The sequence below is a fragment of the Brevundimonas sp. GW821-FHT10A07 genome (assembly GCF_059415785.1).
On sequence record NZ_JBWKNX010000013.1, the window covers coordinates 17,305 to 29,661 of the forward strand.

General features: G+C 64.2%; 11 protein-coding genes. 9 read left to right on the forward strand and 2 right to left on the reverse strand.

Features of this window, described 5'->3' with window-relative positions; all coding sequences use genetic code 11:
- Positions 1 to 23: 23 nt before the first annotated feature.
- Genes AC07NC_RS11780 through metH form a run of 8 tightly spaced genes read left to right on the forward strand, consistent with a single transcriptional unit; the run spans position 24 to position 7,702 of the window.
- Positions 24 to 257, forward strand: coding sequence for a DUF433 domain-containing protein (locus AC07NC_RS11780; protein WP_035308849.1), 234 nt, complete (start codon positions 24 to 26; stop codon positions 255 to 257).
- Positions 254 to 586 carry a DUF5615 family PIN-like protein gene (locus tag AC07NC_RS11785; RefSeq protein WP_494569671.1) on the forward strand — a complete coding sequence of 111 codons (333 nt, stop codon included), beginning with the start codon at positions 254 to 256 and terminating at the stop codon, positions 584 to 586. The genes AC07NC_RS11780 and AC07NC_RS11785 overlap by 4 nt, the downstream gene beginning before the upstream one ends.
- Complete coding sequence (locus tag AC07NC_RS11790) at positions 583 to 1,509, forward strand: 2-hydroxyacid dehydrogenase (protein WP_494569672.1); 927 nt, start codon at positions 583 to 585, stop codon at positions 1,507 to 1,509. Before AC07NC_RS11785 ends, AC07NC_RS11790 begins: the two co-directional genes overlap by 4 nt.
- 47 nt (positions 1,510 to 1,556) lie before the next feature.
- The gene (locus AC07NC_RS11795) at positions 1,557 to 2,531 is read left to right on the forward strand and encodes an ArsR/SmtB family transcription factor (RefSeq protein WP_154726628.1); all 975 of its coding nucleotides are present in this window, start codon (positions 1,557 to 1,559) and stop codon (positions 2,529 to 2,531) included.
- Positions 2,531 to 3,484 carry a methylenetetrahydrofolate reductase [NAD(P)H] gene (gene metF, locus AC07NC_RS11800; RefSeq protein ID WP_494569719.1) on the forward strand — a complete coding sequence of 318 codons (954 nt, stop codon included), beginning with the start codon at positions 2,531 to 2,533 and terminating at the stop codon, positions 3,482 to 3,484. Before AC07NC_RS11795 ends, metF begins: the two co-directional genes overlap by 1 nt.
- Positions 3,484 to 4,578 (forward strand): homocysteine S-methyltransferase family protein, encoded by a 1,095-nt coding sequence (locus tag AC07NC_RS11805; protein WP_494569673.1) that lies wholly within the window; start codon positions 3,484 to 3,486, stop codon positions 4,576 to 4,578. Before metF ends, AC07NC_RS11805 begins: the two co-directional genes overlap by 1 nt.
- Complete coding sequence (locus AC07NC_RS11810) at positions 4,575 to 5,036, forward strand: hypothetical protein (protein WP_494569674.1); 462 nt, start codon at positions 4,575 to 4,577, stop codon at positions 5,034 to 5,036. The genes AC07NC_RS11805 and AC07NC_RS11810 overlap by 4 nt, the downstream gene beginning before the upstream one ends.
- Complete coding sequence (gene metH / locus AC07NC_RS11815; protein WP_494569675.1) at positions 5,036 to 7,702, forward strand: methionine synthase; 2,667 nt, start codon at positions 5,036 to 5,038, stop codon at positions 7,700 to 7,702. Before AC07NC_RS11810 ends, metH begins: the two co-directional genes overlap by 1 nt.
- A 45-nt stretch (positions 7,703 to 7,747) precedes the next feature.
- On the opposite strand, the gene AC07NC_RS11820 is transcribed toward metH, so the two are convergent.
- Together AC07NC_RS11820 and AC07NC_RS11825 are read right to left on the reverse strand one after the other, a co-directional pair.
- Complete coding sequence (locus tag AC07NC_RS11820; RefSeq protein WP_246331471.1) at positions 7,748 to 8,356, reverse strand: hypothetical protein; 609 nt, start codon at positions 8,354 to 8,356, stop codon at positions 7,748 to 7,750.
- 146 nt (positions 8,357 to 8,502) lie between these two features.
- A complete protein-coding gene (locus AC07NC_RS11825; protein ID WP_494569676.1) occupies positions 8,503 to 11,424 on the reverse strand; it encodes a TonB-dependent receptor domain-containing protein in 2,922 nt (973 codons plus the stop codon).
- A gap of 330 nt (positions 11,425 to 11,754) precedes the next feature.
- Between AC07NC_RS11825 and AC07NC_RS11830 the strand changes: the two genes are divergently transcribed.
- The gene (locus AC07NC_RS11830) at positions 11,755 to 12,273 is read left to right on the forward strand and encodes a hypothetical protein (protein ID WP_494569677.1); all 519 of its coding nucleotides are present in this window, start codon (positions 11,755 to 11,757) and stop codon (positions 12,271 to 12,273) included.
- The last annotated feature ends 84 nt before the right edge of the window (positions 12,274 to 12,357 follow it).

The following is a 12,357-nucleotide window of genomic DNA, read 5'->3' on the forward strand; positions in this document are numbered from 1 at the left end:
CGATCTGTGATAGGATGCGGGACATGAGCGATGATCTTCTGTCCCGCATCACTATCGAAGACGGCAAACGCGCCGGTCGGCCCTGCATCCGGGGCATGCGTATCGCCGTGCATGACATTCTCGGGTGGCTGGCCTCCGGAATGACTGAGGCCCAGATCCTTTCCGACTACGAGGAATTGGAAGCCGACGACCTGCGGGCCGCCCTGGCCTACGCCGCGCAGGCGCTCGATCATTCGGTGGCGGCCGCTGCAGCTTGAAATTCCTGCTCGATCAGAACCTGCCCGTCCGCCTGATCGATGCGATCACCGCATTCGATCATGAGGTCGAACACGTCAGATTGATGGGGCTGGCCACGGCAGGCGACCGGGAAATCTGGGCCTTGGCGGCGTCACGGGGGGCGGTCGTCGTCAGCAAGGACAAGGACTTTCTTTTGCTGGCGCAGCTTAGCGCCAGCGGTCAGCCACTGGTCCACCTCAACCTCGGAAACTGTTCGAACGACGAACTCTGCGCCATCGTGCGGCGCGACTGGACCAGCGTCGTCGCTCGGCTGACCGACGGCGAGGCCATTGTGGAGGTCCGACCATGACCCAACGCCCCGCCGTTCTCATCATGCAGCGGCATCTCGCCCCGCTCTCGCCGATCCTGGAGAGCGCCTATGACGTCTACCGCTTCTGGGAAGGCCCGCCGATCGAGGCCGCCCACGACATCCGCGCCTTGGTCGTCGCCGGCGAGGCGCCGCTGGACAAGGCGCTGATCGAACGCCTGCCCAACCTCGACCTGATCGCCTGTTTCACCTCGGGCTACGACGGGATCGACGTCGACTGGTGCCGTGAACGCGGCCTGCCGGTCACCCACGCGCCCGGCGTCAATCACGAGGACGTCGCCGACCACGCCCTGGGCCTGATCCTGGCCGCCCGCCGCCAGATCGTCTCGGGCGACCGTCAGGTCCGGTCCGGCGACTGGACCGCCGAGACCCGCACCCTCACCCCTTCCGTCCGGGGCCAGAAGGTCGGCGTCGTCGGCCTGGGCGCCATCGGCAAGGCCGTCGCCGCTCGCTGCGCGCCCTTCCGAATGGAGGTGGCGTGGTGGGGCCCCCGCCCCCGCGACGCCGAATGGCCCCGGGCAGAATCTCTGCTCAGCCTTGCGAAACAGAGCGACATCCTCGTGGTCGCCTGCAAGGCCGACGAAACCAACCGCGGCTTGATCTCGCGCGAGGTGCTTGAGGCGCTCGGTCCCGACGGCCTGCTGATCAATGTCTCGCGGGGCCAGGTGATCGACGAGGACGCCCTGATCACCGCGCTGAAATCCGGCGCCCTGGGCCAAGCCGCCGTTGATGTTTTCGCAGAGGAACCGACCGATCCGAACCGTTGGGCCGACGTACCCAATATGGTCCTGACGCCTCACACCGCCGGCGCCACGACAGCCGGCGTTCAGGGCATGCTGATGCTGCTGATGCAGAACCTTCAGGCGCATTTCGCCGGGGAACCACTGAAAACGCCCGTCCTCTAGGCGGTTTTCACTTGCATAATCATATAAGGATATCCTTATATGATCTCATGAGTCTTACCGCCGACCAGACTGTCGAAGCCCTGCGCGCCGCCGGCGAGCCGACCCGTCTGCGCATCCTGTCGCTGCTGGCCGGCGAGGAGCTTTCGGTCATGGAGATGTCGCGCATCCTCGACCAGAGCCAGCCGCGCGTCTCACGCCATCTGAAACTGATGACCGACGCCGGCCTGATCGAACGATTCCCCGACGGCGCCCGCGTCTATTATCGCCTGTCCCACGACGCCCACGCCCGCCGGTTGATCGACACTGTTCTGGACATCCTGGCCGACGACGCCGGGGAGGCGGACCATCGTCGCCTGGACGAGGTTCGCAAGGATCGCGAACAGGCGGCCGAAAGCTATTTCGAACAGATCGCCCCGCAATGGGACCGTCTTCGCTCCCTCTATGTCAGCGAAGCCGCCGTCGAGGCCGCCCTGGAAAAGGCCGTCGGCCCCGGCCCGTTCAAGCGGGTCGTCGATCTGGGCACCGGCTCCGGCCGCATGCTGACCCTGTTCGGCAAGAAGGCCAAGATGTCGGTCGGGCTGGATCTCAGCCAGAACATGCTCAACATCGCCCGCGCCAATGTCTCCAAGGCCGGGCTGAACAAGGTCGAACTGCGTCATGGCGACATCTTCGCCACCCGCCTGCCCGCCGGCAGCGCCGATCTGGTGATCGTGCATCAGGTGCTGCACTATCTGGCCGACCCCTTCGCCGCCGTGGCCGAGGCCGCGCGCCTGGTCTGCCCCGGCGGCCGGCTGGTGATCGTCGATTTCGCGCCCCATGATTTCGAACATATGCGCGAGGCGCATCAGCATCGCCGCCTGGGCTTCGCCGACCACGAAATCAACGGCTGGCTGACCGACAGCGGTCTGACGCCCTCCCCGCCGATCGCCCTGCCGCCCGACAATGAGGGCCTGACCGTGACGATCTGGACGGCGGAACGTCCCGTCAACGCATCCTTGGCCCAGGCCAGAAAGACCGCATGATGGCCGCGTCCTCCACCAATCTCGCCGAAGCCCGCGCCCTGCTGCTGTCGCCGCTGGGTCCGGTCGCCCGCGCCGGCTCGAACCATGACGCCGTGCGCGTCTCCTTCGAATTCTTCCCGCCCAAGACCGACGAGGCCGAAGCCAATCTGTGGACGGCGATCCGCCGCCTTGAGCCGCTGAATCCGGCCTTCGTCTCGGTCACCTATGGCGCTGGCGGCTCGACCCGCGAACGCACCCACCGCACCGTCCAGCGCATCATCGCCGAGACCTCGCTGCGTCCCGCCGCCCACCTGACCTGCGTCGAGGCCAGCCGCGACGAGGTCGACGAGGTCATCGCCGGCTACAAGACCATCGGCGTCGATCATATCGTCGCCCTGCGCGGCGATCCGCCCGGCGGGGGCGGCATCGGCGGCGTCTACCAGCCCCGCGCCGACGGCTACGCCAACGCCACCGAACTGACCGCCGCCATCAGCCGCGTCGGCGGCTTCGACGTCACAGTCGGCGCCTATCCCGAAAAACACCCCGAAAGCCCCTCCATCGACCACGACATCGATGTGCTGAAGGCCAAGGTGGACGCCGGCGCGACCCGCGCGATCAGCCAGTTCTTCTTCGACATCGACGCCTTCCTGCGCTTCCGCGACCGGGTGCGGGCGGCGGGCGTAACCATTCCGCTGATCCCCGGCGTCATGCCCGTGTCCAACTTCGCCGGCCTGACCCGCATGTGCGGCGCCTGCGGGACCAGCATCCCCGACTGGCTGAAGGCTCACTTCGACGGACTGGACGACGATCCCGAAACCCGCCGACTGCTCGCCGCCTCCGTCGCCGCCGAAACCTGCGCCCGCCTGCACGAAGAAGGCTTCTCCGACTTCCACTTCTACACCCTGAACCGCGCCGATCTGGTCTATGCGATCTGCCGCGTGCTGGGCGTGCGTGAACAGAAGGCAGCCGCCTGATGACCTCTCCCCTCACCCGCGCCGAGCGCATCGCCGCCCTGCATGCGGCAGCCAAGGAACGCATCCTCGTTCTCGACGGAAGCTGGGGCGTGATGATCCAGCGTCGCGGCCTGTCCGAAGCCGACTTCCGCGCCGACCGGTTCGTCGCCGCCAACGGCTATGACGAGGCGCAGCAGATGAAGGGGAACAACGACATCCTCTGCATCACCCGCCCGGACATCATCTCGGACCTGCACGACCAGTATTACGCCGCCGGCGCCGACATCTCCGAGACCAACACCTTCTCAGGCACCACGATCGCCCAGGAGGACTACGCCCTGGACGCCCAGGCGGTGTGGGACATCAATCTGGAAGGCGCCAAACTGGCCCGCGCCGCCGCCGACCGCTGGACGGAAAAGGAGCCGCACAAGCCGCGCTTCGCCGCCGGCTCCATCGGCCCGCTGAACAAGATGCTGTCGATGTCGTCCGACGTGAACGACCCCGGCGCCCGCAGCGTGACCTTCGACCAGGTCTATGAGGCCTATCGCCATCAGGTGAAGGCGCTGAACGAGGGCGGCGTCGACCTCTATCTGATCGAGACCATCACCGACACGCTGAACTGCAAGGCCGCGATCAAGGCCATCAAGGACCTCGAAGACGAGGGTATGGACGCCCTCCCCATCTGGATCAGCGGCACCATCACCGACCGTTCGGGCCGCACCCTGTCGGGTCAGACGGCCGAGGCCTTCTGGAACAGCGTGCGTCACGCCAAACCCTTCGCGGTCGGCTTCAACTGCGCCCTGGGCGCCGACCTGATGCGGCCCTTCATCGCCGAACTGAGCCGCGTCGCCGACACCCTGGTCGCCGCCTATCCCAACGCCGGCCTGCCCAACGCCATGGGTCAGTACGACGAGGAGCCGCACCAGACCGCACACTTCATCGAGGAATGGGCCGCCTCCGGCTTGGTCAACATCGTCGGCGGCTGCTGCGGCACGACGCCGGATCACATCAAACACGTCGCCGAAGAAGTCGCGCCGCTGAAGCCGCGCACGATTCCCGAACGGCCAGTGGCCCTGCGGCTGTCGGGGCTGGAGCCGTTCGAGATGGTGGCGTGAGCAGGACTGCTGAGATCGGCGCGTTCCGGCGCTTACGCGGCGAACTAGCAAGTTTTACTGCGGCCAATTCTGCTTGCGAGATCGACCATGCTTCCGAAAAAGCGGTCCTTTTACGAATGGGAAACGGCGACGACATGTCTCTCCTCGACGTGAGCGTCGGCAGTTTCGAACTGCGAATAAGTAGCGGCCAAGGGCTCGATTTCGAGCAACTCCGAAATGACCGTGATGTCGATCGTGCGGTCGCCCTTTGCGATGCCATCGTTTCCGGCAAAGGCGTGTCTCTCAGCGGACCGAACGGATATCCGACCCGTTCTTGGATTTTCCTCGACAGTCGCGGCTTCAAGGAAGCGGTTACGACAACGGCTGTGTCCGTCCGATCATGCCGACGTGCTCGGTCGATCAAGAAAAGTCTTTGGCGCCGCAAGAAGTTACCTGTCCTAAAAGCTGAGTTGGTCTGATGCGCCCCACCTTCATCAACGTCGGCGAACGAACCAACGTCACCGGCTCGGCCAAATTCCGCAAACTGGTGGTCGAAGGCGACTATTCCGCCGCGCTCGACGTCGCCCGGCAACAGGTCGAGGCCGGGGCCCAGATCATCGACATCAACATGGACGAGGGCCTGCTGGACGGCGCCGTCGCCATGCGGACCTTCCTGAACCTGATCGCGGCCGAGCCCGACATCGCCCGTGTGCCGGTGATGATCGACAGCTCCAAATGGGAGGTGATCGAGGCGGGCCTGAAGTGCGTCCAGGGCAAGCCCATCGTCAACTCCATCTCCATGAAGGAAGGCGAGGCCAAGTTCCGCGAACAGGCCGTCGCCTGCCTGCGTTACGGCGCCGCCGTCGTGGTCATGGCCTTCGACGAGGTGGGCCAGGCCGACACCGCCGCCCGCAAGATCGAGATCTGCACCCGCGCCTACAACATCCTGGTCAACGAGGTCGGCTTCCCGCCCGAGGACATCATCTTCGACCCCAATATCTTCGCCGTGGCGACGGGGATCGAGGAGCACGACAACTACGCCGTCGACTTCATCGAGGCGGTCAAGGTCATCAAGGCTGCCCTGCCCTACGCCCGCATCTCGGGCGGCGTCTCGAACGTCTCGTTCAGCTTCCGCGGCAATGAGCCGGTGCGCCGCGCGATCCACAGCGTCTTCCTGTATCACGCCATCGCGGCCGGCATGGACATGGGCATCGTCAATGCGGGCGACCTGCCGGTCTATGACGACATCGACGCCGAGCTGCGTGAGGCGGTCGAGGACGTGATCCTGAACCGCCCCCAGCGGACCAATGTCTCGAACACCGAGCGGCTGGTCGACATGGCCCCCCGCTACAAGGGCGAAAAGGGCCAGGCCCGCGTCGTCGATCTGAAATGGCGCGACCAGCCGGTCGGCAAGCGGATCGAACACGCCCTGGTCAACGGCATCACCGAGTTCATCGAGGCCGACACCGAAGAGGCGCGCTTGGGCGTCGAACGTCCGCTGCACGTCATCGAAGGTCCGCTGATGGACGGGATGAATGTCGTCGGCGACCTGTTCGGTTCGGGCAAGATGTTCCTGCCGCAGGTGGTGAAGTCGGCCCGGGTGATGAAACAGGCCGTGGCCTGGCTGGAACCCTATATGGAGGCCGAAAAGGCCGGCAAGCCGCGCGAACAGGCGGGCCGAATCCTGATGGCCACGGTCAAGGGCGACGTCCACGACATCGGCAAGAACATCGTCGGCGTCGTGCTGCAATGTAACAACTACGAGGTCATCGACCTGGGCGTCATGGTCCCGGCCGACCGCATCCTGGACGCCGCCGTCGAGCACAAGGTGGACATCATCGGCCTGTCCGGCCTGATCACCCCGTCGCTGGACGAGATGGTCTTCGTCGGCGCCGAGATGGAGCGGCGCGGCTTCGACATTCCCCTGCTGATCGGCGGCGCCACCACCAGCCGCACCCACACGGCGGTCAAGATCGAACCCGCCTATCGCCGCGGCTCGACCACCTATGTCGTCGATGCTTCGCGCGCCGTCAGCGTCGTCTCGGGCCTGCTGTCCAAGACCGACCGCGCCAAGAACGAGGCCGCCACCCGCGACGAATATATCCGCATTCGCGAGCAATACGCCCGCGGCCAGGAGGTCAAGGCCCGCGCCACCCTGGCTCAGGCGCGCGAGAACCGCTTCCGCATCGACCCGACCCAGCCCCTGCCCGGCAAGCCGTCCTTCATCGGCGTGAAATCCTTCGACGCCTGGGACCTGAAGGACCTCGCCGACCACATCGACTGGACCCCCTTCTTCGCCAGCTGGGAGCTGATCGGCCGCTATCCGCTGATCCTCGAAGACGAGATCGTCGGCGAGGCCGCGCGCGACCTGTTTGAGGACGCCAAGCTCATGCTGAAGCGGATCATCGACGAGAAGTGGTTCACGGCCAAGGGCGTGGTCGGCTTCTGGCCCGCCCGCGCCGACGGCGACGACGTCATCGTCTTCGCCGACGAGAGCCGGGACGCCGAGATCGCCCGGTTCCACACCCTGCGCCAGCAAATCAAGAAGTCGAACGGCAAGCCGAACCTGGCCCTGTCCGACTTCATCGCCGAAGAGGGCGACGACTATATCGGCGCCTTCGCCGTCACGGCCGGCCATGGCGAACTTGAGATCGCCAAACGCTTCAAGGACGCCGGCGACGACTATTCCGCCATCCTCGCCACCGCCCTGGCGGACCGCCTGGCCGAGGCCTTCGCCGAGCGGCTGCACAAGGAAGTCCGCACCCAGCTCTGGGGCTACGCCGCCGACGAGACGAGCAGCATCGACGACCTGATCACCGAACAGTACCAGGGCATCCGTCCCGCCCCCGGCTACCCGGCTCAGCCCGACCATACGGAAAAAGCCACCCTGTTCCGCCTGCTTCAGGCCGAGGCCAACGCCGGCATGGCCCTGACCGAAAGCTTCGCCATGACGCCCCCCGCCTCGGTCTCGGGCCTCTATTTCGGCCATCCAGGCAGCCACTATTTCGGCGTCGGCAAGATCGATCTGGACCAGGTCGAGGACTACGCCCGGCGCAAGGGCTGGGACGTCGCCACCTGCGAACGCTGGCTGGCCCCCATCCTCAACTACGATCCCTACGCCGCGAAACGCGAAACGGCGGCCTGAGCCGTAGCTCGGACCGCCGTCTAGACGTCTTGAGGTTTGCCGCGATCAGTTCGGCGCGGCTGTCGCCGGCGCACCGGTCTCGGTCAGGCCCACCTCGGCCAGGGTCGCAGGCGGGGTGGTGATATTGGCGCGGATGCGACGCGCGGCGTGTTCGCACCGGCCCGGTAGGCCATAGAACAGTCCAAACGACTGGCTGCGCGCCGCCTCGTCCTGCGTGGCCAGAAGCGCAGCCCACTGGGCCTTGGCCGACGCGGCGGCTTGCTGCGCAGCGGCCTTGGTCGCGGCGGTCTGACGCGGTTCTGCGGCGGCCAGGGCGCTGCGGAAATCCTGCGCCTCCAGACGGCCCAGACGCACCAGTTCGAGATCTTCCGGCGAATGATCGGTCAGGCTCTCGCCAAGATCGGCATGGCCCGTGACCAGGGCGTCGCACCAGGCCACCAGCGGATAATCCTGCGTCGGCGCCCCGCGCGGCAGCGGCCGGGCATAGGCCATGGCCTCGCGCACCTTCAGGGCGTCGGCGGTCTCGGCCGAGCGCGCGCCGGTGACGATGGGGCCGTCCTGATTTTGGCTCGGCCCTTGCCCCTGGGTCTGGGCCTGGGCGGTCGCACCCGCGAGAGTAATGATGGCGGCGAGCGCGGCTGCGGAATTCTTCAATTTTGGCATCCCTGTATTATGAGCCCCCCGGCCCATTCTCGGCACCGTAACGCTTGACCGCCGGAATGGTTTTTCTGCGGCCACAAAAAAGAAAGGGCGGCCAACCCAAAGGTTGGCCGCCCCGTCCGACTTGACTGAATGTGAGCTTAGAAGCTCGCGGTCACGCTGATGAAGGCGTAACGGCCCATCGCATCATAGACTTGCGGATAGGTGTTGTTGTTGCCCGTGGTGCCGACCGAGTAGGACAGCGGCGGGTCGTTATCGAGGATATTGTTGACGCCGCCGCGAACCGTGACGTTGTCACGCAGCTGCCACGACCCGTTCAGATCGAAGTAGTGCTGCTCTTCCAGGGTGCTGTCCAGACGCGTGGTGACGCCCGAGTCCAGATCGACTGCGGAGATGTAACGCCACGTCAGGCCAAGGTTCACGCCGTCAACCGGAGTACCCCAAGAAACAGCGGCGCGATGACGCCATTCCGGAGAGGCCGCGATATCGTTCGCCGCACAGGTATTGCCGAACTTGCCCGCGCAATCGAAGACATCGAGGCCCGTGTCGGTTTCCAGCTTCTCGAGCCAGGTGCCCGTGAAGCTCAAGCCAATCGTACCCCAGTTGGATACGCCCCAGTCTTCGAGCGGCAGATTATAGCCGCCGACGAAATCGATACCCGAAGTCGCCAGGCCGCCGATGTTGGTGTTCCGGTCTTCGATGTAGCCGTCGCCTGACCAGAAGTTTCCATTATCGTTTCGGTTGATAAGGTTACAGGCGCCCAGATCTCCCAATGTGTAGCAATAGGTCGCGATATTCGCCCCGCCGAGAGGCTGAATGAGGTTCGTGATTTTAATGTCGAAGTAGTCGATCGACATATTGAAACCAGGCAGGAAGCTCGGGGTAAAGACAATACCAAAGGTGGTTGTCTCTGAATCTTCAGGGCTCAGAGTGGAAGTACCGCTTTGAAGACGATTATACTGTCCAGCATCATTGCTCAGGAAGCCGCTGGTGGCTTGGTCCGAGGTCACTTGCCACGGGTTTGTTCCGATACAAGCCGCATCGCCTGCATAGGTTGCGGCGCTGGTTGCATCGCAGGGGTCCACGTCAAGATCGAACAGATTGAACCCTTCGGCCGTGAAAAGATCGATGACGTTGGGGGCCCGTGTGGCCGACTGATAGCTCGCGCGGAATCGGATGTCGGAGACGGGGGCGTAGTCCATGCCGACCTTCCAAGTGTCGGTCTTGCCGCCAAGCGCATAGTCCGACGCGCGATAGGCGCCGTCCACGGTGATCGAATCTGCAAAGGGCAGGCCCTCGACGATCGGCATCTGGAACTCGCCGAACAGATCGTAGGTGGACTGGGCGCCGCCGAGTCCGATGGTGGGTCCGCCTTGCCCAGCCCCGTCGCCCGTCGAGTAGGTCACGTCAGTCACCAGATCGAGCGCGTCCCGACGATACTCGGCGCCCAGCGCCACTTGCAGGCCGCGAGAGGCCCACGGCGACACGACGCCGCGCTCCGTCAGATCGCCGGTAACCGACGCCGTGACGACCTGCTGCTCGGTATAGCCCGTCATCACCAGGGGCACCTGGAGGTAATCCAGAGTTTCCTGTGTCACGCCTCCGGCAGAGAAGACGTTGTAAGGGACGCAGTTTGGATCAGTCCCATCCAGCACCGAAGAACAAACCGGAGCGCCCGAAACCGGATCAGCAACGACGTCCAGCGCACGCGTCAGGCGAGCGACCGAGAACTCGTTCCGGTAAATCTGCGAGAGCTTGACCTTGGCGTATTGGGCCGAAACTTCATAGCTCCACGCATCATCAAGATCACCGCGCATCCCGATGACCCCGCGATAGGATGTGTAATCGAGGTGCGACTGACGCCCCCCCCCTTCTACGTTGCGACGAAGGATGTAGAGATCGGTGTCGGTCCCAGCCGCGATGTCTGCCGGCGTGCAGCCGATCCCTGCCGCCTGACTGGCTGACAGCAGCGGATTGTCACAGTTGATGGTGGTCGTGTTGCCGAAGTTGCCGGATGGCGCGATCTGAGCGACCGATTGATAGTCGCTGAACATCAACTGAGTAAAAACCTCAATCTTGTCGTTGACCTGGTAATGGCCCATGGCGCCGAGATTGTAGCGTTCGTCAGGACGTTGGTAGTAGTTCAGAGGGCCGAAATTATAGGCGTCTCTTGCCGCGCTGTACGGTATGAAGTTTCCGGACGCATCAAGCGTGTAGTTAAAGTTCGCGAAATCCGTAAACCGACCAGGGAAGGACGTACTAGAGCCACCGCAGGTAAAGCTGCCCGCGTCTTCACCACCCAAGGAGCACGACGCGTAGTCGTAATCGCGCCCCAGAACCTTGTTGTTCTTACGATATCCGGCATAGGCCGTGATATTGCCCTTCCCGTCAGGCGAGCTCACACCCATGATGGCGGTGATCTCCCGGCTGAAACCGGTCTGCACATCGTCGTCCGGCAGTTGGAACTGCGACGGGTTGGTCGCACCGCGCCCCTCGATCACCGAGCGCAGATTGCCCGGGCCATCGTAATCATTGTGGTGGAGGTACTGGCCGTACTGGGCCGTGATCTCGAGGCCTTCGAAGTCCTTCTTCATGATGAAATTGACGACGCCGGCAATCGCATCCGAACCGTAGACGGCCGAGGCGCCCCCGGTCAGCACTTCGACGCGCTCAACCAGTTGGGCCGGGATCTGGTTGAGGTCGGCCGCGGCGTCCAGCGGCGAACCGTAGGGCATCCGCTTGCCGTCGATCAGCACCAGGGTGCGGGTCGCGCCAAGGTTCCGCAGCGAAACCGTGGCGGTGCCCGAGGCGCCGTTGGACACGGTCGAATTCTGAGCCGCAAAGGCTTGCGGCAGCTGGGTGACCAGATCTTCAACGCGACTGACGCCCGATTCACGCACGTCCTCAGCCGTAACCTGGGTCACCGGGCTGGTCGTGGTCAAATTCGCCTGGCGAATGCGCGAACCCGTGACGACGATTTCCGACACCGACGCCGGTTCGTCCTGAGTCGATTGGGCTACAGCAGGCGCCGCCATGCCGATGGCGGCGAAGCCTGCGATCATGGTCGATGCCAGCAGACGTCGACGCTGGTTCTGTGATCTCACGTTGATAACCCTCCAAGGTTCAAATCGCGTTCGGGGCCAAGGGCTCCGAAGACATTGCTTGTCGCGTCCCCGTTTCCGGCGCGACACGAACAGTGAAGTGTTGGCCCGCCTTCGGCCGCGCCGCCATGCTAATTACACAATGGCAACCCCATTGCAGCAGGACTGTCGCAAAATCGCCACGCCATAGACACCTCCGGCGCGAAGATGCAGAATCACCGTAATCTCTGAGGCATATTGGTTATATTTTCTCTTTTCTGGGCAAATGGAGGTGCGAATTTGCGGTACTTTATGGCGATTTTGGTCGGTATTTCAGCCACAATCTTCGCAGGATCAACGGCGGCCGCCCCGGCGCAGGAAGGGGAGCGAGCGGAAAGGCTCATTGAACTCACCCGCTGTCGCGAGGTGACGCGGGACGCAGATCGCCTTTTGTGTTTCGATCGCGCGGTCGCAGCACTCGAAACGGCCGAGCGCACTGGCGAAGTCGTCGTGCTTGATCGAGCGCAGGTGCGCGAAACGAACCGCCAATTGTTTGGGTTCCAGATCACCAATCCGTTTGCGGGACGCACAGACCTGTCCCCGGAGCCGCAGATCGAAGCGATCGAGACCACGCTGCTTTCCGCCAGCCCCTCCGGCGAGGGCAAGTGGCTGTTCAGGCTGGCGGACGGATCCGAATGGCGGCAGATCGATTCAGGCGCTGTCCGCTTCAGAAATCGTGAAGGTGAGCCCGTGCGCGTTCGCCGGGCATCGCTGGGAAGCTATATGCTGACGATCTCCAACAGCCGTGCTGTTCGCGTCCGTCGGCAGTAGACGTCATCGCTGAATCGCCACCCGACTGGCGTAGGGCGCCGGCTCCGGCGTGCAGGAGGCGGCGATCAACTGCGTCGCCATGAG

Coding starts and splice junctions, on each gene's coding strand:
- AC07NC_RS11790 (WP_494569672.1), top strand. CDS start 583: ATGACCCAACGCCCCGCCGTTCTCATCATGCAGCGGCATCTCGCCCCG.
- metH (WP_494569675.1), top strand. CDS start 5,036: ATGCGCCCCACCTTCATCAACGTCGGCGAACGAACCAACGTCACCGGC.
- AC07NC_RS11795 (WP_154726628.1), top strand. CDS start 1,557: ATGAGTCTTACCGCCGACCAGACTGTCGAAGCCCTGCGCGCCGCCGGC.
- AC07NC_RS11825 (WP_494569676.1), bottom strand. CDS start 11,424: ATGATCGCAGGCTTCGCCGCCATCGGCATGGCGGCGCCTGCTGTAGCC.
- AC07NC_RS11805 (WP_494569673.1), top strand. CDS start 3,484: ATGACCTCTCCCCTCACCCGCGCCGAGCGCATCGCCGCCCTGCATGCG.
- metF (WP_494569719.1), top strand. CDS start 2,531: ATGGCCGCGTCCTCCACCAATCTCGCCGAAGCCCGCGCCCTGCTGCTG.
- AC07NC_RS11780 (WP_035308849.1), top strand. CDS start 24: ATGAGCGATGATCTTCTGTCCCGCATCACTATCGAAGACGGCAAACGC.
- AC07NC_RS11830 (WP_494569677.1), top strand. CDS start 11,755: ATGGCGATTTTGGTCGGTATTTCAGCCACAATCTTCGCAGGATCAACG.